Below are 22566 nucleotides of genomic sequence, written 5' to 3'. Positions count from 1 at the left end.
GGATTCATGCGCAACGCGCGCGGCGGCTGCGGCTTCACGACGAGCAGCTCACTTCGAGCGTGCTCGCCCAGTCGGGCGGCAGCGCGGCGTACGCGTCGTGCTCCGGCTGCTCGTCGAACGGGCGGCGCAGCACGGCCGCAAGGCGCTCGATCTCGGAAAAGTCTTTCTCCTTCGCGCGGCGGATCGCCGTTTCCGCGAGATGGTTGCGCAGCACGTATTTCGGGTTCGCGCGGTTCATCGCGGCCGCGCGTGCCGCGTCGTCGCGCGCTTCTTCCGACAGGCGCGCGCGGTAGAGGTTCGCCCAGCGGTCGAATGCGTCGCGATCGATGAAGAGATCGCGCGCGGGCGCATCGCCGCGCGCGTCGTGCTTCGACACGCGCGCGAGATGGCGGAACGTCAGCGTGAAATCGGCGTGGCTCGCGTCCATGATCTCGAGCAACTGGTTCGCGAGCGCCGCGTCGCCTTCGCGCTCGAGCGCGAGACCGAGCTTTGCGCGCATCGCGCGCTCGAGCGCGGGGCCGAATTGCTCGGGGAAGCGGCCGAGCACCGCGTGCGCGTCCTCGACCGCGCGCTCGGCGCGCGCGTCTTCGCTCGGCGCGTCGCGATCGAGGCCGAAGAGCGGCAAGAGCGCCTGCGCGAGGCAGAAGCAGTTCCAGTGCGCGATGCGCGGCTGCATCCGGTAGGCGTAGCGGCCGTGCGTGTCCGAGTGGTTGCAGACGTGCTTCGCGTCGAACGCGTCGATGAAGCCGAACGGGCCGTAGTCGATCGTCACGCCGAGGATCGACATGTTGTCGGTGTTCATCACGCCGTGGCAGAAGCCCACCGCCTGCCATTGCGCGACGAGCTCCGCGGTGCGCCGCGTCACTTCCGCGAGGAGCGCGAGATATGGATCGTCGGCGTCGCGGCAGGCCGGGTAGAAACGGTCGATCACGTGGTCGGCGAGCGCGCGCAACTGCTCGGGCCGATCGTTCGCGAAGAAGTGCTCGAAATGGCCGAAGCGCACGAAGCTTTCCGCGACGCGCGTGACGACCGCCGACGTTTCGATTTCCTCGCGGATCACCGGCTGGTCCGAGCCGATCACGGTTAGCGCGCGCGTCGTCGGGATGCCGAGGTGGTGCATCGCCTCCGAGCCCAGGAACTCGCGAATCGACGAGCGCAGCACCGCGCGGCCGTCGCCCATGCGCGAATACGGCGTGCGGCCCGCGCCCTTCAGTTGCAGCTCGTAGCGGCGGCCGTCGTGCGCGAGCTCGCCGATCGTGAGCGCGCGGCCGTCGCCGAGCTGGCCCGCCCACACGCCGAACTGGTGGCCCGAGTAGACCGACGCGTATGGCAGCGACGCTGGCGGCCAGTCGCGCGTCGGGTTGCCGCAGAACAGCTCGGCGAAGCCGGGCGCGTCGCGCAGTGCGGGATCGAGGCCGAGCATGCGCGCCGCTTCGTCGGAGAAGCCGACGACGTACGGCGCGGGCAGCGGCGCGGCGGGCAGCCGGGTCAGGAAGGCGCCGCCGAGCTGCGCGAACGCGTCGCCGCGCGGCGCGGCGAGCGTCGCGGCGAGATCGGGGAGAGGGGCGGCCGGTGCGGCTTCGCTTGTGGAAAACGACATATTGCTGATCGGTAAGTTAGCCGATATTGTAAGTCCGCGCCGCGCGGCGCGCTCGAAGCCGTCCGCGCGCCGCCGAGCCGCTTGCAGCAGACCGTATCGGACAAATCACTTCAGGGAGAAGGAAGACGATGGGTAAGCCGTTGCTGGGCCAGATGATGGATATGCCGCTCCTCGTGTCGTCGCTGATCGCGCATGCGGCGCGGCACGCGGGCGACGTCGAGATCGTGTCGCGGCGCGTCGAGGGCGACATCCACCGCTATACCTATCGCGATTGCGAAACGCGTTCCAAACGGCTCGCGCAGGCGCTGATCCGCCTGGGCGTGGGCGTTGGCGACCGGGTTGGAACGCTCGCGTGGAACGGCTACCGACACGTCGAGGCGTATTACGGGATCAGCGGGTTGGGCGCCGTCTGCCATACGATCAACCCGCGCCTCTTTCCCGAGCAGATCGCGTACATCGTCAACCACGCCGACGATCGATACGTCCTCTTCGACCTGAATTTCGCGCCGCTCGTCGACCAGATCGCGCCGCAATGCCCGAACGTGAAAGGCTGGATCGCGATGACGGACGACGCGCATCTGCCGAAGGGCGCGACGCCTTATCTCTGCTACGAGACGCTCGTCGGCGCGCAAGACGGTGATTACGCGTGGCCGCTCCTCGACGAGCGGCAGGCGTCGTCGCTCTGCTACACGTCCGGCACGACGGGCCACCCGAAGGGCGCGCTCTATTCGCATCGCTCGATGGTGCTGCACGCGTACGGCGCGGCGCTGCCCGACGCGATGGCGCTGTCGTCGCGCGACGCGGCGCTGCCCGTCGTGCCGATGTTCCATGTCAACGCGTGGGGGCTGCCGTACACGGCGGCGCTCACGGGCGCGAAGCTCGTGCTGCCCGGCAAGGACCTCGACGGCAAATCGCTGTACGAGCTGATCGAAAACGAGCGCGTGACGTTCTCGGCGGGCGTGCCGACCGTCTGGCTCGGCCTGCTCGCGTATATGCGCGAGGCCGGCGTGCGCTTCTCGACGCTCGGCCGGACGGTGATCGGCGGCTCCGCGTGCCCGCCGTCGATGCTCGAGACGTTCGAGGATGTCTACGACGTGCGCGTGATCCACGCATGGGGGATGACCGAGCTGTCGCCGCTCGGCACGCTGTCGAAGCTCAACTGGGCGCAATCGCAGCGGCCCGTCGGCGAGCAGCGGCGGCTCCTCGAGAAACAGGGCCGGGTGATCTACGGGATCGACATGCGGATCGTCGGCGACGACGGTCGCGAACTGCCGTGGGACGGCGTCGCGTTCGGCGATTTGCAGGTGCGCGGCCCGTGGGTGATCGATCGCTATTTCGGGAGCGACGCGTCGCCGCTTGTCGACGGCTGGTTCCCGACGGGCGACGTCGCGACGATCGACACCGACGGCTTCCTGCAGATCACCGACCGCAGCAAGGACGTGATCAAGTCGGGCGGCGAGTGGATCAGCTCGATCGACATCGAGAACGTCGCGGTCGCGCACCCGGCCGTCGCCGAGGCCGCGTGCATCGCGTGCAGGCATCCGAAATGGACCGAGCGGCCGCTCCTCGTCATCGTCAAGCGCGCCGGCATGGACGTGACGCGCGACGAATTGCTCGCGTTCTATGACGGCAAGGTGGCGAAATGGTGGATTCCGGACGACGTCGTGTTCGTCGACGCGCTGCCGCACACCGCGACGGGCAAGCTGCAAAAACTCAAGCTGCGCGAGCAATTCCGGGACCACGTGCTGCCGACGGCGGTCGACGCGTAGGCGCGCAGCGCACCGCCCGCCGGACGTCCCGCGCGCACCGCCACGCACCGCGCGCCGCGCGGGCCGTCACTAAATTGAACGACCGTTCTTTTTTGTTGTATTCTGCCTCTGTTTCTCGGAAAACGGCGCATCGACCGCACGGCTTGCCCGCCGTTGGCGGACAATGACCGCATCACAAGCTGGCGCCGCCGCACCGGCCGCGCATACGCATGGAGGCAGGCAGATGGCAGTGGACTACACGACTCGCGACGGCGTGGCCGTCATCACGCTCAACAATCCGCCCGTCAACGGCCTCGGCCTGTCGACGCGGCTCGGCATCATGGAAGGGCTCGAGCGCGCGCAACGCGACCCGTCCGTCGCGGCGATCGTGCTCACGGGCGCGGGCCGCGCGTTCTCGGGCGGCGCGGACATCACCGAATTCAACACGCCGAAGGCGCTGCAGGAACCGACGCTGCACACCGTGATCGACGCGGTCGAGGCGAGCGGCAAGCCCGTCGTCATCGCGATCCACGGCGTCGCGATGGGCGGCGGCCTCGAGCTCGCGCTCGGCGCGCACTACCGCGTCGCGTCGCCCGGCGCGCAGATCGCGCTGCCGGAGGTGAAGCTCGGCCTGCTGCCCGGCGCGGGCGGCACGCAGCGCCTGCCGCGCGCGGTCGGCCTCGAGACCGCGCTGAACATGATCGTCTCCGGCGCGCCCGTGCCGTCCGAGCAGCTCGCCCAAAGCGGGCTGTTCGACGCGCTCGTCGAAGGCGACCTGCTCGATGCGGCCGTCGCGTTCGCGCGCAAGGCTGCTGCTGCGAGCGGCCCGCATCCGCGCGTGCGCGACCGCGAGATCGTCCACGAGAACGCGGCGGGCTTCATCCAGTTCGCGCGCAACAGCGCGAAGGCCGTCGCGCAGCATTATCCGGCGCCGCACAAGTGCATCGACGCGATCGAGGCGGGCGTGCTGCAAGGCTTCGACAAGGGGCTCGCGTTCGAGCGTGACTGCTTCGTCGCGCTCGTGCAGACGCCCGAGAGCCGCGCGCTGCGCCACGCGTTCTTCGGCGAGCGTGCGGCGAGCAAGATTCCCGACGTGCCGGCCGACACGCCCGCGCGCGAGATCAAGGCGGTCGCGGTGATCGGCGCGGGCACGATGGGCGGCGGGATCACGATGAACTTCCTGAACGCGGGGCTGCCCGTCACGCTGCTCGAGACGAAGCAGGAAGCGCTCGACCGCGGCGTGGCGACGATCCGCAGGAACTACGACGCGCAGGTGAAGAAGGGCAAGCTCACGCAGGAGAAGCTCGACGCGCGGATGGCGCTCATCCGCCCGACGCTCGCGTACGACGACCTGAAGGACGCCGATCTCGTGATCGAGGCGGTGTTCGAGGAGCTCGGCGTGAAGGAGCAGGTGTTCAGGCGGCTCGACGAAGTAGCGAAGCCGGGCGCGATCCTCGCGTCGAACACGTCGACGCTCGACGTGAACAAGATCGCTGCGTTCACGAAGCGGCCGCAGGACGTCGTCGGCATGCACTTCTTCAGCCCGGCGAACGTGATGAAGCTGCTCGAGGTGGTGCGCGGCGAGCGGACCGCGAAGGATGTGCTCGCGACCGTGATGCAGCTCGCGAAGAAGATCCGCAAGACGGCGGTCGTGTCCGGCGTGTGCGACGGCTTCATCGGCAACCGGATGGTCGAGCAGTACATCCGCCAGGCGCTCTTCATGCTCGAAGAGGGCGCGCTGCCCGCGCAGGTCGATCGCGCGATCGAGAAGTTCGGCTTCGCGATGGGGCCGTTCCGGATGAGCGATCTCGCCGGCAACGACATCGGCTGGGCGATCCGCAAGCGCCGCTACGTCGAGCAGCCGGATCTGCATTACTCGAAGATCGCCGATCGCCTGTGCGAGCAGGGCCGCTTCGGCCAGAAGACGGGCGCGGGCTGGTACGACTACGTGCCGGGCGAGCGCCACGCGAAGCCGTCGAAGCTCGTCGACGAGATGATCGTCGCGTATTCGAACGAGCGCGGGCTCGAGCGGCGCGAGATCGGCGACGACGAGATCGTCGAGCGGCTCGTCTACGCGCTCGTCAACGAAGGCGCGAAGATCCTCGAGGAGAAGATCGCGTCGAAGGCATCCGACATCGACATGGTGTATCTCACGGGCTACGGCTTTCCGCTCTGGCGCGGCGGGCCGATGCTGTACGCGGACACGGTCGGCCTCTACAACGTCGAGCGCGCGATGCGCGGCTACGCGGCGCGCGCGAACGGCGATGCGTGGCAGATCGCGCCGTCGATCGCCGAGCTCGCGAAAAGCGGGCGCGGTTTCAACGCGTGACGCGCGGCGGCGTCGCCCATTGACGGAGCACCACGATGCAGCGCACCGACGATGTCCTTCTCGTGATCGACGTGCAGAACGATTTCATGCCGGGCGGCGCGCTCGCGGTTGCGCACGGCGACGAAGTCGTGCCGGCGATCAACCGGCTCGCTGCACGCTTCGATTGCGTCGTGCTGACGCAGGACTGGCACCCGCGCGATCACGTGTCGTTCGCGGCGAACCATCCGGGCCGCGCGCCGTTCTCGACGATCGCGCTGCCGTACGGCGAGCAGGTGCTGTGGCCCGCGCACTGCGTGCAACGCACGCAAGGCGCGGCGCTGCACGCCGATCTCGACATCCCGCACGCGCGGGCCGTGATCCGCAAGGGGCACGACGCGTCGGTCGACAGCTACTCGGCGTTCGTCGAAGCCGACCGCAGCACGCCGACGGGTCTTGCCGGCTATCTGCGCGAGCTCGGCGTCAAGCGCGTGTGGTGCTGCGGGCTCGCGACCGACTATTGCGTCGCGTGGTCCGCGCTCGACGCGCGCGCCGCGGGATTCGACGCCGCCGTGATCGAGGACGCGTGCCGCGCGATCGATCTCGACGGCTCGCTCGCGCGCGCATGGGCGTCGCTCGCGGCGGCGGGCGTCGCGCGCGTGCGGGCGGCCGACGTCCATCCCGGCGTCAATCCGTAGCCGCCGTCATTCATTTCATCGCCTATCGATCCACAGAATTCAGATTCAGAATCAGGAGACTCGGATGACCGAAGCCGTAATCGTATCGACCGCCCGCACCGGGCTTGCGAAATCCTGGCGCGGCGCGTTCAACATGACGCACGGCGCGACGCTCGGCGGCCACGTGGTCGCGGCCGCCGTCGAGCGCGCGAAGCTCGATCCCGCGCGCGTCGAGGACGTGCTGATCGGCTGCGCGAACCCGGAAGGCGCGACGGGCGCGAACATCGCGCGGCAGATCGCGCTGCGCGCGGGGCTGCCCGTCAGCGTGCCGGGGATGACCGTCAACCGCTTCTGCTCGTCGGGATTGCAGACGATCGCGCTCGCCGCGCAGCGCGTGATCGCGGGCGAGGGCGACGTGTTCGTCGCGGGCGGCGTCGAATCGATCTCGTGCGTGCAGAACGAGATGAACCGGCACATGCTGCGCGAGGGCTGGCTCGACGCGCACAAGCCGGAGATCTACTGGACGATGCTGCAGACGGCCGAGAACGTCGCGAAGCGCTACGGCATCCCGAAGGAGCGTCAGGACGAATACGGCGTGAATTCGCAGCTTCGCGCGGCGGCCGCGCAGGCGGCGGGGCGCTTCGACGCGGAGATCGTGCCGATCACCGTGCGCGCGGGCGTTGCCGACAAGGCGACGGGCCGCCTCTACACGAAGGAGGTCACGCTCGCCGCCGACGAGGGCGTTCGGCCCGACACGACGCTCGAAGGCGTCGCGAAGATCCGCGCGGCGTTGCCGGGCGGCGTGATCACCGCGGGCAACGCGAGCCAGTTCTCGGATGGCGCGGCTGCGTGCGTCGTGATGAACGCGAAGCTTGCGGAGCGCGAGGGCCTCGCGCCGCTCGGCATCTTCCGCGGCTTCGCGGTGGCGGGCTGCGAGCCGGACGAGATGGGCATCGGGCCCGTCTATGCGGTGCCGAAGCTCCTGAAGCAGGCGGGGCTCAAGGTAGCCGACATCGATCTGTGGGAGCTGAACGAGGCGTTCGCGGTGCAGGTGCTCTATTGCCGCGATACGCTCGGGATTCCCGACGATCGGCTGAACGTGGACGGCGGCGCGATCGCGGTCGGCCATCCGTATGGCGTGTCGGGCGCGCGGCTCACTGGCCATGCGCTGATCGAGGGCAAGCGGCGCGGCGCGAAGTACGTCGTCGTGACGATGTGCATCGGCGGCGGGCAAGGCGCGGCGGGGTTGTTCGAAGTGGTTTGACGGCGGCGTCGCGCCGATCGGGCGCGGCGGGTCCCTGCTGTCGCGCCGGCGCCGCATCGCGCGATGCGGCGCCCGCCGGCCCGGCACGCCGATCAAGCGGATTGCGGCTCGGCGGACCCTAGTATTTCGGCGGTTTTTTCACGAGGGGCGACTGTATGCCGGCAAGCTTGCGGTCGATCGTCCCGTCTTTGATGCCTTCCAACTGAAGCGCGCGCTGCAACGGCGACGCGGGCGTGACAGGCTTCGCTTTATTGTGCCGAGGCGCGACACCGATCCTCTTGCCGAGATGGTAGATGCCGGAAAGCGTGCGTGCTTCCCATGCCGGATACTTGCCGTTCGAGACCCAGTCCCGCGTCAGAAAATAGTGTTCGACACAGGCCATGATTTCGTCGTCCTTGTCGACGAGATTGCCGGGCAGATTCGGCGGCGGCGAAATGCCGCCAAATCCGGCGTTTCGCACCAGGTACAGATCGTGTGCAATCCGTTCGGACCGTTCGGTGGCGGACGTGACGCCCAAAACGGTCGAGTAGTGGCGATCCCAGCGCCTGATGAGCGTCCTGACTGTCGATTCCTTGGGGAACACTTTGCGCTCCTTGGATTCAGGTGGAGCATGCGCAGACCAACCGCCGACGTCGCATCGCTCCCGTCTCCGATGTATCCGGGCATCATTCGAGTGCCGGGCGGCGGCGTCTTCCTTCGACAGGATTCGACGTTCCGCGGGAATCGGCATCCGGGGGCCCGATCGCGCGGCGATGCGCGCCGTCGGCGTTCGACGCGGCTATCGTCAGGCAAAAAGCAGTATAGGACGCGCGGCGCGATTAGCCAGCGTCCTGTCGGCCGCACAAGGCGGCGTCATGCCGGGCGACGCACGCCGATCTGTCGCGCGTTTCGCGGCCGCCCGCGCGCTACCGCTTCGCCGGGCTTCGCGCCAGAACCATCGGAATCGATAAGTTTGGTAGGCTTGCTGTCTGTCTCGGCCCGGCCGATGTCGGCGGCGATTTCGGGCGGCGCGGGCAAACGGCGGATGTCGCCGGACGTCCGGACCGCTGAACCGCGAACGCCGACGGCTCCGGCGAGGCGGAATTGACGAACGACTGCGAAGAACCACGGACATCATGATCAGACACATCGTAAGCTGGAAACTCAAGGAATCGGCCGAAGGCGCGACGCGCGCGCAGAACGCGCAGAAGCTTAAGGAAAAGCTCGAAGCGTGCCGCGGCATCGTGCCGGGGCTGCTCCATCTCGAAGTCGGGCTCGCGACGCCCGGCCTCGAGGCGACCTGCGACGTCGTGCTCGTCGCCGATTTCGCGGACAAGGCCTCGCTCGACGCATACCAGGTACATCCGGTGCACGAGGAGGTGAAGAAGTTCGTCGGCGCGGTGCGCGAGAGCCGCGAGTGCATCGACTACCTCGTCGACGACGTGCGATGAGCGCCGGCTCCGCCACGGCCGGCCGCGAGCCGGCGATCGAAAGCCCGTTCGTCGACGCGCTCGGCGTGCGGCTCGTATCCGCGAAGGACGGCGCGAGCGAGATCGTGCTGCCGCTCGTCGAGCAGCACATGAACACGTGGAACATCGCGCACGGCGGCGTCACGATGACGCTCGCCGACGTCGCGCTCGCGATGGCCGCGCGCAGCCTGACCGACGACGGCGTCGGCGTCGTCACGGTCGAGATGAAGGTGAACTTCATGCAGCCGGGGCGCGGCGAGTTGCGAGCGTACGGCCGCGTGCTGCACCGCTCGACGACGATGGCGTACTGCGAAGGCGAGGTCCGCGACAGCGCGGGCAACTTCGTCGCGAAGGCGCTCGGCACGTTCAAGTACATGAAGCGGCTCGCGGTCGGCCGCGACATCGCGCGGCAGCGCACCCGCACCGATCCGGGCGCGCATCCCGGCCCGAGCGACGCGTGATGCAATCGGGCGGCCCCGCCTGTCGGCGGGGCCGTTTGCCGTCGGCGCGGCCGCGCGCGGCGATGGACAGGCGGACAAGGAGGCAGGAGATGTCACAGGTCAACCGGCGGGTGCTGCTCGTTTCGCGCCCCGAACGCGAGGCGAGCGTCGAGAACTTCAAGCTCGTCGAGACGCCGCTCGCGCCGCTCGCCGACGGCGAGGTGCGCGTGCGCAATCATTTCCTGTCGATCGATCCGTACATGCGCGGGCGGATGAATGCGGGGAGGTCGTACGCCGAGCCGCAGCCGCTCGGCGAGGTGATGGGCGGCGGCACCGCGGGCGAGGTCGTCGAATCGCGCAACCCGGCGTTCGCGGTCGGCGACAAGGTGGTCGGCGCGTATGGCTGGCAGGAGTACGGCACGTCGACGGGCAAGGAACTGCGCAAGGTCGACACGACGCACGTGCCGCTGTCCGCGTATCTCGGGCCCGTCGGCATGCCCGGCGTGACCGCGTGGTACGGGCTGAACCGGATCATCCGGCCGCGCGCGGGCGAGACGGTCGTCATCAGCGCGGCGAGCGGCGCGGTCGGCAGCGTCGTCGGGCAGCTCGCGAAGCTCGCGGGCTGCCGCGCGGTCGGCATCGCGGGCGGCGCGGACAAGTGCCGCTACGTCGTCGACACGCTCGGCTTCGACGCGTGCGTCGACTACAAGGCCGGTCGGCTCGCCGACGATCTCGCGGCCGCCGCGCCGAACGGCGTCGACGGCTATTTCGAGAACGTTGGCGGTGCGGTGCTCGACGCGACGCTCGCGCGGATGAACCCGTTCGGCCGAGTCGCGATGTGCGGGATGATCGCCGTGTACGACGGCGCGCCGGCGCCGCTCGCGAACCCGGCGCTGATTCTGCGCGAGCGGCTGCTCGTGCAGGGCTTCATCGTGTCCGAGCACTTCGACGTGTGGCCCGAGGCGCTCGCGCAGCTCGCGGCGCTCGTCGCGCAGAAGAAGCTGCATTATCGGGAGACGATCGCGCAGGGCATCGAGCGCGCGCCCGACGCGCTGCTCGGGCTGCTGAAGGGGCGCAATTTCGGCAAGCAGCTCGTCGCGCTCGTCTGACACGCCGTGGCATCATACGGCGCTCTGAGTCCCCGGGCTTTTTCGCCGGCGCGCTCGCGCCGCTCGCCCGCCGTTTGCCTTGCCGTTTGCCTTTGACGATGCCGCTGAACCCGAAGATCGCGCAGGTGCTCGACATGATCGAGCGCGCAAAACGTCCCGATTATCACGAACAGACGCCCGCGCAGGCGCGCGCGGCGTACGAGAAGAGCGCGCCGATCCTCGACGTCGCGCCCGCGCCGATGTTTTCGGTCGAAGACCTGCGCGTGCCGTCGCGCGACGGCGGCGCGTTCGGCGCGCGGCTCTATCTGCCCGTCGAGCCGAGCCTGGCCGAGCCGCTGCCCGCGCTCGTCTACTATCACGGCGGCGGCTTCACGGTCGGCAGCGTGAACACGCACGACGCGCTGTGCCGGATGTTCGCGCGCGACGCGCGTTGCGCGGTGCTGTCGGTCGATTACCGGCTCGCGCCGGAGCACAGGTTTCCGACTGCGGTCGGCGACGCGGAGGACGCGCTCGTGTGGCTGCACGCGCACGCGTCGCGTTTCGGGATCGATCCGGCGCGGCTCGCGGTCGGCGGCGACAGCGCGGGCGGCACGCTCGCGACGGTGTGCGCGGTGCTCGCGCGCGACCGCGGGATCGCGCTCGCGTTGCAACTGCTGATCTATCCGGGCACCACGGGGCATCAGCAGACCGAATCGCACGCGCGGCTCGCGAAGGGCTATCTGCTGTCGGCGGACACGATCCAGTGGTTTTTCGAGCATTACGTGCGCGACGCGTCGGATCGCGACGACTGGCGCTTCGCGCCGCTCGACGGCACGCGCGGCGCGCCGTCGTTCGAGCGCGTCGCGCCCGCGTGGATCGCGACGGCGGAGTACGATCCATTGGCCGACGAGGGCGACGCGTATGCGGACAAGCTGCGTGCGGCGGGCAACCGGGTGACGCTCGTCGCATACGCGGGAATGATTCATGAGTTCTTCAAGATGGGCGGTTTCGTGCCGGAAGTGCGGCTCGCGCATGCGGACGCGGCGGGCGCGCTGCGCGCGGCGTTCGAAGGCGATTGAGCGCGAACGCGCGGGCGATTCGGCGCGGCGCGGAATCCGCGAGACGGGACGTGCGTCATGGGTCGGAGGGAATGCCGCGCCGCGTGTAGCGGCTCATCGCGGCTTGCGCGGCCGCCCGGACGGCGGGATTGGCCAATCGGCCGATTGCCGGGGCATTTCATTCGGCAGACGATACGGATATGAAGCGGGCCGATGAAGCGGGGCAACGAGGCGCGCCTATCATGCGGAGCCGTTTCCGGCGGCGGACACGAGCGGCATGCGCGGCACGGGCGGCCGGCGAAGGCCGGATGATCGGCGCGCGAATGCGGTGCGCCGCACCCGGCCCGGCGAGAACCGGCTGACGAGGATTCGACACATGGAAAGCATCGAAATCGAAACAGGCGACTGGTCGCGCCTTGGCGGCGATGCGTCGCGGATCCGCGACGCGGTGTTCGTGCGCGAGCAGCGCATTCCGGCCGAGCTCGACCTCGACGACGACGATCCGCACGCGCGGCACGCCGTCGCGTATCTGGTCGGCGGGACGGCGGGCGCGCGGCGCGCGGTCGCGACCGGGCGGCTCTTGCCGACGGGCGCGATCGGCCGGGTGTCGGTGCTCGCCGACGTGCGTGGCCGCGGCGTCGGCTCGCGGCTTCTGGACGCGCTTCTCGCCGAAGCGCGGGCGCGCGGCGACGCGCTCGTGCGGCTCTATGCGCAGCAGCGCGCGGTCGCGTTCTATTTGCGGATCGGCTTCCGGATTGTCGGTGAGCCGTTCATCGAGGCGGGCGTGCAGCATGTCGAGATGGCGCGCGAGCCGTGAGCGGGGCGGGACTGGGCGGGCTCGCATCCCGATCCGCCGCCGGCGCGATCACCGCCGCGCGACGCCGCTCCCGTCGACATCGAACGTGTACGCGCGCTCGAACGCGCCCGGCCGCACGATCCGGTGCGAGCCGTCGTCGTCGCAGCGCTCCTTCATGTCGAACCTGAGCCGTCCCTCGACGTCGCGCGCGACCCGCAGCACGGTCGTGCCGCGTGATCCGTACTCGGGCGTCTCGATGAACGCCGCGGACAGCGCGCGCTCGCGCTCGATCGGAATGCCCGTGTGCGGCAGCGCGTCGGCGGCGGCCTCGCGAGTGTCGCGCATCATCTCGATCAGCGCGTCGAGCGGCGCCGCCGCGTCGTCGGTGAGCAGCGCGCCGAGCGCGCTGCGCTTGCCGACGAGCTTCGGCCACGGCGTGTCGAGCCGCGCGTTCGACAGCCCGTGCATGCCGGGCGCGACGGACACGGGCGCATCGGGCGCGGGCCGCGCGTCGTCCGGCCGGTTGCAGTACCACGCGAGCTCGCCGCGCGCGACGTCGCCCGCGAGCAGCGTGAAGCCGTTGTAGAACACGGCCTTCTCGGCCACGTTCGCGAGATAGTCGAGCGGCGCGACGTTCTCGCCCGTGAGGAATCCGGACACGAGCTTGCCGCGCGTCGGCGCGCCCGCGCGTATGTCGAACGGCGCTCGGTAGTTGGTGAGCGCGGCGAAGCGGCCGTCGCGCGCGACGCCGAGCCATGTGCCGCCGCCTTCGAGATCGCGGCCCGCGAGCACGTGCGGCGCGTCGCTCCACCACGCGAGCGGCGCGCTCGTGCGGCGGAAGAATTCGTCGCGGTTCGCGGCAAGTGTCAGCACCGGGCCGTGCGTGGCGTCGGGCTGCCAATCGAATACGATCAGGCACATCGGGCGATATCCTCGCTGGGTGAGGCCGGCGCGCCGCGGCGCGTGCGCTCCGGCGGCGCGGCTGTCAGGCTTCGGCGGGCAGCGCGTAGGGAAGCGGCAGGAACGCGAGCGTCGGACCGTTCGCGGACGCCAGGTGGACCGACCCGTTCCCGAGCGCGGCGAGCTTGATCTCGACGAGCGCGTCGACGCCGCCTTCGGGCGCCGCCGCCGCGTTCACGATCATCCCGCACGGCTGACCGGGGTCGTCCGAATGATAGAGCTCGACGCCTGCACGTGCGGCGTCAGTGTCGGCCGCGACGTGCGCGAGCGCCGTGCGGCGCTTGATCGTGCCCCGATACTGGCTGCGCGCGACGACTTCCTGCCCCGGATAGCAGCCCTTGCGGAAGTTGACGCCGCCGATCACGTCGAAATTGACCATCTGCGGGACGAATTGCTCGACGGCGGGCTGCGTGATGCGCGGCTCGCCCGCGCGCACGTCGAGCCAATCCCAGACGGCGGCCGACACGCGCGGCAGCGCGTTCTCGAGCGCGGGCAGGCGCGCGTCGAGCTCGGCGCGCGTGGCGATCCACAGGTGGCGCGCGCGCCCGGCCGCGTCGGGCAGCCGCACGAGCGCGCCGGCGGGCGCGTCGACTTTCGTGTGGACGCCGTCCGGCAGCGCATCGAAGATGCCCGACAGCGCGGTGCGCACGTCGCCCGCGAAGCCGACCGCGACGAGCGTGCCGCTCGCGTCGGCGAGCTTCGCCTTCGCGCGCAGCACGAACATCGACAGGCGCTTTTGCACCGCGGGCTGTACGTCCTTCGATACGAGCAGGCGCACGTCGTGGCCGGCGCGCCACGCGAGGAACGACGCGAGCAGGCGCCCCTTCGGCGAGCAGTAGCCGGCGAGGCGCGCGCTCGCGGCGTCGAGATGCTCGATGTCGTTCGTCAGTTGGCTGTGCAGGAACGTTGCGGCGTCGGGGCCCGTCACGTCGACGATGCCGAACTGTTCGAGCACCGCGAACGCGCCGCGCTCGAGCACGGCGGCGAAATCGCCGGCGCCCGGACGGGGCAGTGTCGGCGGCGCGGTGGGGGCGTCGGCCGGTGCGGCCGGAGAGGCGATCGGTGTGCTCATGGAATGAGGGAACAGTCAATCCTGACTTTGGCAGAGGCGAGCAAGTATTATATGGGTCTTACCTGATTCACGTTCCGCATGTCCCTACTGAAGAAGTGCGCCGCGCTCGCGGCGCTCGCCGTCGTATTGCTGGGCGCCGCGTGCGCGGGCGGAGCCTATTACTGGGCCACCCGGCCGATCGCGCTCGCCGCGCCCACCCTCGACGTCACGATCAAGCCCCGCAGCAGCGTGCGCAGCGTCGCGCAGCAGCTCGTGCACGGCGGCGTGAGCGTCGAGCCGCGCCTCTTTGTCGCGATGACGCGCGTGCTGTTCCTGTCGAGCCGGCTCAAATCCGGCAACTACGAGTTCAAGACGGGCGTGACCCCTTACGACGTGCTGCAGAAGGTCGCGCGCGGGGACGTCAACGAATACGTCGTCACCGTGATCGAAGGCTGGACGTTCAGGCGCATGCGCGCGGAGCTCGACGCGAATGCGGCGCTCACGCATTCGAGCGCGGGGATGAGCGACGCGGCGCTGTTGCGCGCGATCGGCGCGCCCGACGAAGCCGTCGCGCGCGGCACCGGCGAGGGGCTGTTCTTTCCGGACACCTACCTGTTCGACAAGGGCACGAGCGACCTGAACGTCTATCGGCGCGCGTACAGGCTGATGCAGACGCGCCTTGCCGACGCGTGGACCGCGCGCCGGCCCGGCCTGCCGTTCAAGACGCCTTACGAGGCGCTGACAGTCGCGTCGCTCGTCGAGAAGGAGACGGGGCACGCGGCCGATCGCGCGTTCGTGTCGGGCGTGTTCGCGAACCGCCTGCGGGCCGGGATGCCGCTGCAGACCGATCCTTCGGTGATCTACGGAATGGGCGACGCATACGCGGGGCGGCTGCGCAAGCGCGATCTGCAGACCGACACTCCGTACAATACCTACACGCGCCGCGGGCTGCCCCCGACGCCGATCGCGCTGCCGGGCGAGGCGGCGCTCTATGCCGCGGTGAACCCCGCGGCGACGTCCGCGTTCTATTTCGTCTCGAAGGGCGACGGCACGAGCGTCTTTTCGGACACGCTCGGGGATCACAACAAGGCCGTGGACAAATACATACGAGGTCAATGAATGGCGCGTGGCAAATTCATCACGTTCGAAGGGATCGACGGCGCGGGCAAGACCACGCATCTGCAGTGGTTCTGCGACCGGCTCCAGGAAAGGCTCGGGCCGGCCGGCCGGCACGTCGTCGTCACCCGCGAGCCGGGCGGCACGCAGCTCGGCGAGACGCTGCGCGAGATTCTCCTCAACCAGCCGATGGACCTCGAGACCGAGGCGCTGCTGATGTTCGCCGGCCGGCGCGAGCATCTCGCGCTCGTGATCGAGCCCGCGCTCGCGCGCGGCGACTGGGTCGTGTCGGACCGCTTCACCGATGCGACGTTCGCCTACCAGGGCGGCGGGCGCGGGCTGCCGCGCGACAAGCTCGAGGCGCTCGAGCGCTGGGTGCAGGGCGGCTTCCAGCCGGATCTGACGGTGCTGTTCGACGTGCAGCCGCAGGTGGCGAGCGCGCGGCGCGGCGCCGCGCGGATGCCGGACAAGTTCGAGAGCGAATCGGACGCGTTCTTCGCGCGCACCCGCGCCGAATACCTGCGCCGCGCGCAGGAGGCGCCGCATCGGTTCGTGATCGTCGATTCGAGCGAGCCGATTCCCCAGATCCGCAAGCAGCTCGAAGGCGTGCTCGCCGCGCTGTGACGAAAGGAAGACGCGAACGATGATCTATCCGTGGCAGACCGACGACTGGACCCGCCTGCAGGCGCTGCGCGCGCATTGGCCGCACGCGCTGCTGCTGTACGGCCAGGCGGGAATCGGCAAGCTCGCCTTCGCGCAGCATCTCGCGAAGGGCTTCTTGTGCGAGACGCCGCGCGAGAACGGCGAGCCGTGCGGCGCGTGCGCCGCGTGCACGTGGTTCGAGCAGGGCAATCATCCCGATTACCGGATCGTCGTGCCCGAGGCGCTCGCGGCCGAGCTGCCGGGCGCGGCCGACGAGCCGAAGGCCGCCGACGCCGACGAAGGCGGCAAGAAAACCAGGACCCCGAGCAAGGAGATCAAGATCGAGCAGGTGCGCGGGCTCGTCGACTTCTGCGGGATCGCGTCGCATCGCGGCGGCGCGCGTGTCGTCGTGCTGTATCCGGCCGAGGCGCTCAACGTCGCGGCTGCGAACGCGCTGCTGAAGACGCTCGAGGAGCCGCCTTCGGGCGTCGTGTTCCTGCTCGTGTCCGCGCGCATCGACCGGCTGCTGCCGACGATCGTGAGCCGCTGCCGGCAGTGGCCGATGACGGTGCCCGCGCCCGACACGGCCGCCGCGTGGCTCGCCGCGCAGAACGTGGCGGACGCGAACGCGCTCCTCGCCGAGGCGGGCGGCGCGCCGCTCGCCGCGCTCGCGCTCGCGAGCGACGAGAACCGGCCGCTGCGCGACTGGGCGCTCGCGCAGCTCGCGGCGGGCGCCGCGTGCGATCCGTTCGCGTGCGGCGAGACGCTGCAGAAGCTGCCCGTGCCCGTCGTGCTCGGCTGGCTGCAGCGCTGGCTGTACGACTTGCTTGCCGAACGCGCGGCGGGCGCGCCGCGCTATTTCCCCGCGCAGCGCGCGGCGCTCGCGCGCTGCGCGGCGGCTGTCGACGCGAACGCGTTCGCGCGCTTCCTGAAGACGGTCACGCGGCAGCGCGCGGTGGAAAACCATCCGCTCAGCGCGCGCCTCGTGTTCGAAGAGCTGTTTCTCGGCTATCGGGAACTGTTCGCGTCGTCCTGACCGACCGTTTCGTCCAACCGTTTCGCCCATCGGATCGCATTCATGACCCAGCTTGCCTACCGCGACGCCACACCCGCCGATCTGCCGGCGATCGTCGCGATCTACAATTCGACGGTCGCGTCGCGCCGCGTGACGGCCGACACCGAGCCCGTGACGGTCGACAGCCGCCGCGCGTGGTTCGACGCGCACAATCCGCATGCGCGGCCGCTGTGGGTCATCGAGGAAGCGGGGCGGGTGGTCGCCTGGCTGAGCTTCTCCGATTTCTACGGCCGTCCCGCATACGGCCACACGGCGGAGATCAGCATCTATCTCGACGAGGCTGCGCGCGGCCACGGGCTCGGCAGCCGGCTGCTCGACGCGGCGCTCGCGAAGGCGCCCGCGCTCGGCGTGCACACGGCGCTCGGCTTCATCTTCGGGCACAACGAGCCGAGCCTGCGGCTCTTCGCGCGCTACGGCTTCGCGACCTGGGGCATGCTGCCGCGCGTCGCGGTGCTCGACGGCGTCGAGCGCGATCTCGTGATCGTCGGCAGGCGGCTCGCCGACGCCTAAGCGCGCACGGCGCGGCGAGCGGGCGCGTCGGTCCGCCGGCGCCGGCACGCGCAGCGCAGCAAGGAATTCAACATGTTCGTCGATTCACACTGTCACATCAATTTCGAAGGGCTCGCCGACCGGCTGCCGCAGGTGCTGGACAACATGCGCGAGCACGGCGTCACGCACGCGCTCTGCGTATCGGTCGATCTCGAGACGCTGCCCGCCGTGCTCGCGATCGCACGCGATCACGACAACGTTTTCGCGTCGGTCGGCGTGCATCCGGACCACGAGGACGCGAAGGAGCCGACGGTGGCCGAGCTCGTCGAGCTCGCCGCGCATCCGAAGGTGGTCGCGATCGGCGAGACGGGCCTCGACTACTACCGGCTCGAAGGCCGCTCGATCGCCGACATGGAGTGGCAGCGCGAGCGCTTTCGCACGCACATCCGCGCGGCGCACGCGACGGGCAAGCCGCTCATCGTCCATACGCGCGCGTCGTCGGAGGATACGCTGCGGATCATGGCCGAGGAGCGCGCGAGCGCGCCGGGCGGCGTGATGCACTGCTTCACTGAGCCCTGGCCCGTTGCCGAGGCCGCGCTCGCGCAGGGCTTCCACATCTCGCTGTCGGGCATCGTCACGTTCAAGAGCGCGACCGACGTGCAGGACGTCGCGCGGCGCGTGCCGCTCGACCGGCTGCTGATCGAGACCGATTCGCCATACCTTGCGCCCGTGCCGTATCGCGGCAAGCCGAATGAACCTGCGTACGTGAGCCATGTCGGACGCTTTATCGCGGCGCAACGCGGGATGACCGACGAGGCGCTCGGCGCCGCGACGTCGCAAAACTTTTTCCGGCTGTTCAAGATCGCCCGCACGGGCGGCGCCAGCCCAGTCAACCAGGGGTAGGAGCTGAAAAAAATGAAGTCGATCAAGCACTTGTCGAAACAACGCACGATGGGCGCCGTGCTGCGCACGCTCGCGGTCGCGGGCGGGCTCGGTGCGCTCGCGGCGGCGTCCGCGCACGCGGAGTCGCTCGACGGGATCGTGAAGGCCGTCAAGTTCGACGACATCAAGGACATCTCGAAGCAACTGAAGAACGGCCTCGACCCGAACACGATCGCGCCGAACGGCGATCCGCTCCTCGTGATCGCCGCGCGCGAGAAGTCCGACCAGGTCGCCGCCGCGCTCGCGGCCGCGCCGAACGCCGATCTCGACAAGGAAGACAAGGCGGGCGAGAACGCGCTGATGCTGGCCGCGCTGAACGGCGATCTGCAGCTCGCGAAGCTGCTCGTCGACAAGGGCGCCGAAGTGAGCAAGAAGGGCTGGTCGCCACTCCATTACGCGGCGACGAACGGCAACGACGAGGTCGTCAAGTATCTGATCGACAAGTCCGCATACATCGACGCCGCGTCGCCGAACGGCACGACGCCGCTGATGATGGCCGCGCGCGGCAACCACGGCTCGACCGTCACGCTGCTGCTCGACCAGGGCGCCGACCCCGCGCTGAAGAACCAGCTCGGCATCACCGCGCTCGACTTCGCGAAGCACTACAACGCGCCGGACGCGACCGCGATCCTGTCGAAGCGCACGGTGCGCATCGGCGATGCGCCGGCGCCGAACGCACAAAAGAGTGCAAAATAAGGGTTTTCGGCGCGGCGGCCTGCCGCGCCTTTCGAAGTATCGGCGGTTTCGCCTTCTGACATAAGGAAGATTCATGTTGCGGGCTATGTTTTGCGCCGCCGCGTTCGCCGTGCCGCTGACGGCGGCCGCCTTCACGGCCGGCGACCTCGACAAGCTGTGCGCGAAGACCGACGTCAAGTCGCGGGCGTCGTGCGCGGCGTACATCGAGGGCGCGGCGGACGGCGTCTACAACACGATCGACGCGATCGGCGGCACCACGGGGCCGCGCGTCGGCCAGTACTTCTGCCTGCCGCCCGACATCAAGGCGCAGCAGATGACCGATGCGGTGCGCAAGTACATCGCGGAGAATCCGAAGCTCGCCGACTACAACGCGAGCACGGCAGTGTCGCTCGGGCTCGGCAAGGCGTTTCCCTGCCGCGGCTATTGATCCGGGCCGGCCGCCGCCCCGGCGCGGGGGCGCGTTCCCCGCGAACCTGACGGAGACACGGCGCGCATGTTGACGATCGACGACTTGTGGCGCATCGCCGATGCGCCGCTTCATACCTGGCTCGGCACGCTTGTCGTGTCGGCGCTCGTCTTGCTCGCGGTCGCGGGCATGCACCGCGTCGGCGCGCGCATCGTCGTGCCGATCGCCCGGCCTTATCCGTTCATGAGCGTGATCGTGTCGTATGTCGACCGGCCGTCGCTCGCGCTGCTGTCGTTCCTCGCGCTCGAATTCCTGTGGCTGCAGGTCGACGAATCGCTGCCGCACGCGGGCGGGCTGCGCACGCTCGCCGCGGTCGGCACGATCGCGGCGCTCACGTGGCTGTTGATGCGCCTGGCCGCCGCGGTCGGCGACGCGATCATCCGCGCGCATCCGCTCGATACGCCGGACAACCTCGAGGCGCGCCGCATCCACACGCAGACGCGCGTGCTCGCGCGGACCGTGATGGTGCTGATCGTGATCATCGGCACGGGCGCGGCGCTGATGACGTTCCCGAACGTGCGGCAGGTCGGCGCGAGCCTGCTCGCGTCGGCGGGCGTCGCGGGCCTCGTCGCCGGTATCGCCGCGCGGCCGGTGCTCGGCAACCTGATCGCGGGGCTGCAGATCGCGCTGTCGCAGCCGATCCGGCTCGACGACGTCGTCATCATCCAGGGCGAGTGGGGGCGCATCGAGGAGATCACGGGCACTTACGTGTCGGTGCGCTTATGGGATCAGCGCCGGCTCGTCGTGCCGCTGCAGTGGTTCATCGAGAATCCGTTCCAGAACTGGACGCGCAGCAGCGCCGAGCTGATCGGCACCGTGTTCCTGTATGTCGACTATCGGCTGCCGCTCGAGCCGCTGCGCGCGGAGCTCGCGCGGATCGTCGCGGGCGCGCCCGAATGGGACGGCCGCGTGCAGGTGCTGCAGGTGACGGACGCGACCGAGCGCTCGATGCAGGTGCGCGCGCTCGTCAGCGCGCGCGATTCGTCGCTGGCGTGGGATTTGCGCTGCCGCGTGCGCGAAGGGCTCATCGCGTTCATCAATGCGCATTATCCGCATTGCCTGCCGCGCGAGCGCACCGAATGGACGACGCCCGATGCGCTCGCGCACGAGTCGCGTCCGGGCGAACGCGCGCCCGAGCCGGCCGCGAGCACTGCGGCGTTCACCGCCGCGGACCCGACGACGTCGGAGACCGGTGTGCCGCGCGCGCCGCATTGAGCGCGGCGCGCCGCGCCGGGCCGTGCGTCGCGCCGGCTTGAGGCCCGGTTGGCGCACGCTTCGCTCGATGACCGCCTCGTTCGTCGCCGATTCGCCTGATTCGCCCGATTCGCCCGATTCGCCTGATTCGCCTGATTCGCCTGATTCGCCTGATTCGCCGACTCGATCCACCGATTTCCGACAACCCGTTTCCCGATGCCGCCACTCACCGCACTCGCCATCGCCAATTACCGCTCGCTGCGCGATCTCATCGTGCCGCTCGCGACGCTCAACGTGATCACCGGGCCGAACGGCAGCGGCAAGTCGAGCCTGTATCGCGCGCTGCGCCTGCTCGCGGATACCGCGCAAGGCCGCGTGATTCCGTCGCTCGCGCGCGAGGGCGGGCTGCCGTCGACGCTCTGGGCGGGCCCCGAGCGCTTCTCGCGCGGGATGCTGGCGGGCGAGGTGCCGGTGACGGGCACGGTGCGCAACGAGCCCGTGAGCCTGAAGCTCGGCTTCGCATGCGAGGATTTCGGCTACGCGATCGATCTCGGGCTGCCGCCGCTCAACAGCGAGACCGAGTTCGGGCTCGATCCGGTCGTCAAGCGCGAGTGCATCTGGAGCGGACCGCTGCCGCGGCCGTCGACGCTGCTCGTCGACCGGCGCGGCGCGCAATTGCGCACGCGCGGCGAAACGGGCGAGTGGCAGACCGTGCCGCAGCCGATCGCGAGCTTCGACAGCATGATGACCGAGTTCTCGGACCCGCGCGGTGCGCCGGAGATGATCGCGGTGCGTGAGCGAATCCGCTCGTGGCGCTTCTACGATCATTTCCGCACCGACGCGCTTGCGCCCGCGCGGCTTGCGCAAGTCGGCACGCACACGCCGGTGCTGTCCGACGACGGCGGCGATCTGGCGGCCGCGCTGCAGACGATCTACGAGATCGGCGACGCCGACGCGCTCGACGCGGCGATCGGCGACGCATTCCCCGGCGCGCGGCTCGAGATCGACAATCCGGGCAAGTGCGGCCGCTTCGAGGTGCTGATGCGCCAGCCGGGCCTGCTGCGGCCGCTGCGCGCGGCCGAGCTGTCGGACGGCACGCTGCGCTACCTGCTGCTCGTCGCGGCGCTGCTGACGCCGCGTCCGCCCGCGCTCCTCGTGCTGAACGAGCCGGAGACGAGCCTGCACCCGGACCTGCTGCCCGCGCTCGGCCGGCTGATCGCGCAGGCGGCCGAGCGTTCGCAGGTGATCGTCGTGTCGCACGCGGCGCGGCTCGTCGCGTCGCTCGAACGCGAGCCGGACAGCCATTCGATCGTGCTCGAAAAGGAACTGGGCGCGACGCGGATCGTCGATGCGGACGCGCTCGAACTGCCGGCGTGGAAGTGGCCGGCGCGGTGAAGGCGGTTCGATCAGGCGCTCGGCAGGAGCGGAAAGACAAGCGCGGAAAGGCAAGCGCGGCCCGACGCGGCGGGCGGGGCTGCAAACATGCGGCTCCCCCGAATGTATCCCGTCTG

General features: G+C 69.8%; 22 protein-coding genes. 18 read left to right on the top strand and 4 right to left on the bottom strand.

The genetic code is table 11. The features are described from left to right. Positions 1-34: 34 nt before the first annotated feature. Positions 35-1600, bottom strand: a complete 1566-nt coding sequence (locus WT16_RS09625) for a protein adenylyltransferase SelO (protein ID WP_063533223.1) — start codon at positions 1598-1600, stop codon at positions 35-37. Between the two features lie 128 nt (positions 1601-1728). Between WT16_RS09625 and WT16_RS09620 the strand changes: the two genes are divergently transcribed. The 4 genes from WT16_RS09620 (at position 1729) to WT16_RS09605 (ending at position 7594) form a co-directional block, all read left to right on the top strand. Then, on the top strand, positions 1729-3369 hold the full coding sequence (locus WT16_RS09620; RefSeq protein WP_063533222.1) for a 3-(methylthio)propionyl-CoA ligase: 1641 nt from the start codon (positions 1729-1731) through the stop codon (positions 3367-3369). A 223-nt stretch (positions 3370-3592) separates the two neighbouring features. Next, the gene (locus tag WT16_RS09615; RefSeq protein WP_063533221.1) at positions 3593-5677 is read left to right on the top strand and encodes a 3-hydroxyacyl-CoA dehydrogenase NAD-binding domain-containing protein; all 2085 of its coding nucleotides are present in this window, start codon (positions 3593-3595) and stop codon (positions 5675-5677) included. Between the two features lie 35 nt (positions 5678-5712). Then, positions 5713-6351 carry a bifunctional nicotinamidase/pyrazinamidase gene (pncA, locus tag WT16_RS09610; protein ID WP_015601290.1) on the top strand — a complete coding sequence of 213 codons (639 nt, stop codon included), beginning with the start codon at positions 5713-5715 and terminating at the stop codon, positions 6349-6351. A gap of 64 nt (positions 6352-6415) precedes the next feature. After that, positions 6416-7594 carry an acetyl-CoA C-acyltransferase gene (locus WT16_RS09605; protein WP_059934634.1) on the top strand — a complete coding sequence of 393 codons (1179 nt, stop codon included), beginning with the start codon at positions 6416-6418 and terminating at the stop codon, positions 7592-7594. A gap of 118 nt (positions 7595-7712) precedes the next feature. Here WT16_RS09605 and WT16_RS09600 read toward each other — a convergent pair whose 3' ends face one another. After that, positions 7713-8177 (bottom strand): hypothetical protein, encoded by a 465-nt coding sequence (locus WT16_RS09600; RefSeq protein WP_015602343.1) that lies wholly within the window; start codon positions 8175-8177, stop codon positions 7713-7715. A 532-nt stretch (positions 8178-8709) separates the two neighbouring features. On the opposite strand from WT16_RS09600, the gene WT16_RS09595 reads away from it, so the two are divergent. The 5 genes from WT16_RS09595 to WT16_RS09575 all read left to right on the top strand — a co-directional run bounded on the left by WT16_RS09595 (position 8710) and on the right by WT16_RS09575 (position 12445). Next, positions 8710-9024, top strand: a complete 315-nt coding sequence (locus tag WT16_RS09595; protein WP_015600687.1) for a Dabb family protein — start codon at positions 8710-8712, stop codon at positions 9022-9024. Next, the gene (locus tag WT16_RS09590; RefSeq protein WP_006026173.1) at positions 9021-9503 is read left to right on the top strand and encodes a PaaI family thioesterase; all 483 of its coding nucleotides are present in this window, start codon (positions 9021-9023) and stop codon (positions 9501-9503) included. The genes WT16_RS09595 and WT16_RS09590 overlap by 4 nt, the downstream gene beginning before the upstream one ends. Positions 9504-9592: 89 nt before the next feature. Further along, positions 9593-10591, top strand: coding sequence for an NADP-dependent oxidoreductase (locus WT16_RS09585; protein WP_063533220.1), 999 nt, complete (start codon positions 9593-9595; stop codon positions 10589-10591). Between the two features lie 98 nt (positions 10592-10689). Further along, the gene (locus WT16_RS09580; protein WP_063533219.1) at positions 10690-11649 is read left to right on the top strand and encodes an alpha/beta hydrolase; all 960 of its coding nucleotides are present in this window, start codon (positions 10690-10692) and stop codon (positions 11647-11649) included. Positions 11650-12004: 355 nt separating this feature from the next. Further along, positions 12005-12445, top strand: coding sequence for a GNAT family N-acetyltransferase (locus tag WT16_RS09575; RefSeq protein WP_063533218.1), 441 nt, complete (start codon positions 12005-12007; stop codon positions 12443-12445). A gap of 48 nt (positions 12446-12493) precedes the next feature. Here the strand turns inward: WT16_RS09575 and WT16_RS09570 are convergent, their stop codons facing one another. Continuing rightward, positions 12494-13345, bottom strand: coding sequence for an NRDE family protein (locus WT16_RS09570; RefSeq protein WP_015602393.1), 852 nt, complete (start codon positions 13343-13345; stop codon positions 12494-12496). Between the two features lie 64 nt (positions 13346-13409). Further along, positions 13410-14456 (bottom strand): folate-binding protein YgfZ, encoded by a 1047-nt coding sequence (locus WT16_RS09565; RefSeq protein ID WP_063533217.1) that lies wholly within the window; start codon positions 14454-14456, stop codon positions 13410-13412. Positions 14457-14534: 78 nt separating this feature from the next. Here WT16_RS09565 and mltG point away from each other — a divergent pair, with 78 nt between their 5' ends. The 9 genes from mltG (at position 14535) to WT16_RS09520 (ending at position 22450) form a co-directional block, all read left to right on the top strand. Then, positions 14535-15554, top strand: a complete 1020-nt coding sequence (gene mltG, locus WT16_RS09560) for an endolytic transglycosylase MltG (RefSeq protein ID WP_006026179.1) — start codon at positions 14535-14537, stop codon at positions 15552-15554. Next, entirely contained in the window at positions 15555-16175 is a 621-nt protein-coding gene (tmk, locus tag WT16_RS09555; RefSeq protein WP_015600227.1) for a dTMP kinase, read from the top strand. A 19-nt stretch (positions 16176-16194) separates the two neighbouring features. Continuing rightward, a complete protein-coding gene (locus tag WT16_RS09550) occupies positions 16195-17229 on the top strand; it encodes a DNA polymerase III subunit delta' (protein ID WP_059934639.1) in 1035 nt (344 codons plus the stop codon). A gap of 42 nt (positions 17230-17271) precedes the next feature. Then, the gene (locus WT16_RS09545; protein WP_063533216.1) at positions 17272-17778 is read left to right on the top strand and encodes a GNAT family N-acetyltransferase; all 507 of its coding nucleotides are present in this window, start codon (positions 17272-17274) and stop codon (positions 17776-17778) included. Between the two features lie 72 nt (positions 17779-17850). Continuing rightward, positions 17851-18660: a TatD family hydrolase gene (locus tag WT16_RS09540; RefSeq protein ID WP_006026183.1), complete on the top strand. Its 810-nt coding sequence runs from the start codon at positions 17851-17853 to the stop codon at positions 18658-18660. A 12-nt stretch (positions 18661-18672) separates the two neighbouring features. Next, on the top strand, positions 18673-19395 hold the full coding sequence (locus tag WT16_RS09535) for an ankyrin repeat domain-containing protein (protein ID WP_006026184.1): 723 nt from the start codon (positions 18673-18675) through the stop codon (positions 19393-19395). 73 nt (positions 19396-19468) lie between these two features. Then, positions 19469-19822, top strand: a complete 354-nt coding sequence (locus WT16_RS09530; protein ID WP_009912008.1) for a Rap1a/Tai family immunity protein — start codon at positions 19469-19471, stop codon at positions 19820-19822. A gap of 66 nt (positions 19823-19888) precedes the next feature. Next, entirely contained in the window at positions 19889-21076 is a 1188-nt protein-coding gene (locus WT16_RS09525; protein ID WP_059934641.1) for a mechanosensitive ion channel domain-containing protein, read from the top strand. Between the two features lie 195 nt (positions 21077-21271). Continuing rightward, complete coding sequence (locus tag WT16_RS09520) at positions 21272-22450, top strand: AAA family ATPase (protein ID WP_015601787.1); 1179 nt, start codon at positions 21272-21274, stop codon at positions 22448-22450. Positions 22451-22566: the final 116 nt, after the last annotated feature.

The sequence above is a fragment of the Burkholderia sp. MSMB1589WGS genome (assembly GCF_001636105.1).
In the GTDB taxonomy this organism is placed as follows: domain Bacteria; phylum Pseudomonadota; class Gammaproteobacteria; order Burkholderiales; family Burkholderiaceae; genus Burkholderia; species Burkholderia humptydooensis.
This window is presented reverse-complemented; position numbering and strand designations above follow the sequence as displayed.

Excerpts from the sequence above, each read along its gene's own strand:
- WT16_RS09530 (WP_009912008.1), top strand. The coding sequence starts at position 19,469 with ATGTTGCGGGCTATGTTTTGCGCCGCCGCGTTCGCCGTGCCGCTGACG.
- WT16_RS09595 (WP_015600687.1), top strand. The coding sequence starts at position 8,710 with ATGATCAGACACATCGTAAGCTGGAAACTCAAGGAATCGGCCGAAGGC.
- WT16_RS09550 (WP_059934639.1), top strand. The coding sequence starts at position 16,195 with ATGATCTATCCGTGGCAGACCGACGACTGGACCCGCCTGCAGGCGCTG.
- pncA (WP_015601290.1), top strand. The coding sequence starts at position 5,713 with ATGCAGCGCACCGACGATGTCCTTCTCGTGATCGACGTGCAGAACGAT.
- WT16_RS09580 (WP_063533219.1), top strand. The coding sequence starts at position 10,690 with ATGCCGCTGAACCCGAAGATCGCGCAGGTGCTCGACATGATCGAGCGC.
- WT16_RS09520 (WP_015601787.1), top strand. The coding sequence starts at position 21,272 with ATGCCGCCACTCACCGCACTCGCCATCGCCAATTACCGCTCGCTGCGC.
- WT16_RS09615 (WP_063533221.1), top strand. The coding sequence starts at position 3,593 with ATGGCAGTGGACTACACGACTCGCGACGGCGTGGCCGTCATCACGCTC.
- WT16_RS09575 (WP_063533218.1), top strand. The coding sequence starts at position 12,005 with ATGGAAAGCATCGAAATCGAAACAGGCGACTGGTCGCGCCTTGGCGGC.
- WT16_RS09625 (WP_063533223.1), bottom strand. The coding sequence starts at position 1,600 with ATGTCGTTTTCCACAAGCGAAGCCGCACCGGCCGCCCCTCTCCCCGAT.
- WT16_RS09565 (WP_063533217.1), bottom strand. The coding sequence starts at position 14,456 with ATGAGCACACCGATCGCCTCTCCGGCCGCACCGGCCGACGCCCCCACC.
- WT16_RS09570 (WP_015602393.1), bottom strand. The coding sequence starts at position 13,345 with ATGTGCCTGATCGTATTCGATTGGCAGCCCGACGCCACGCACGGCCCG.
- WT16_RS09540 (WP_006026183.1), top strand. The coding sequence starts at position 17,851 with ATGTTCGTCGATTCACACTGTCACATCAATTTCGAAGGGCTCGCCGAC.
- mltG (WP_006026179.1), top strand. The coding sequence starts at position 14,535 with ATGTCCCTACTGAAGAAGTGCGCCGCGCTCGCGGCGCTCGCCGTCGTA.
- tmk (WP_015600227.1), top strand. The coding sequence starts at position 15,555 with ATGGCGCGTGGCAAATTCATCACGTTCGAAGGGATCGACGGCGCGGGC.
- WT16_RS09620 (WP_063533222.1), top strand. The coding sequence starts at position 1,729 with ATGGGTAAGCCGTTGCTGGGCCAGATGATGGATATGCCGCTCCTCGTG.
- WT16_RS09590 (WP_006026173.1), top strand. The coding sequence starts at position 9,021 with ATGAGCGCCGGCTCCGCCACGGCCGGCCGCGAGCCGGCGATCGAAAGC.
- WT16_RS09605 (WP_059934634.1), top strand. The coding sequence starts at position 6,416 with ATGACCGAAGCCGTAATCGTATCGACCGCCCGCACCGGGCTTGCGAAA.
- WT16_RS09525 (WP_059934641.1), top strand. The coding sequence starts at position 19,889 with ATGTTGACGATCGACGACTTGTGGCGCATCGCCGATGCGCCGCTTCAT.
- WT16_RS09535 (WP_006026184.1), top strand. The coding sequence starts at position 18,673 with ATGAAGTCGATCAAGCACTTGTCGAAACAACGCACGATGGGCGCCGTG.
- WT16_RS09545 (WP_063533216.1), top strand. The coding sequence starts at position 17,272 with ATGACCCAGCTTGCCTACCGCGACGCCACACCCGCCGATCTGCCGGCG.
- WT16_RS09585 (WP_063533220.1), top strand. The coding sequence starts at position 9,593 with ATGTCACAGGTCAACCGGCGGGTGCTGCTCGTTTCGCGCCCCGAACGC.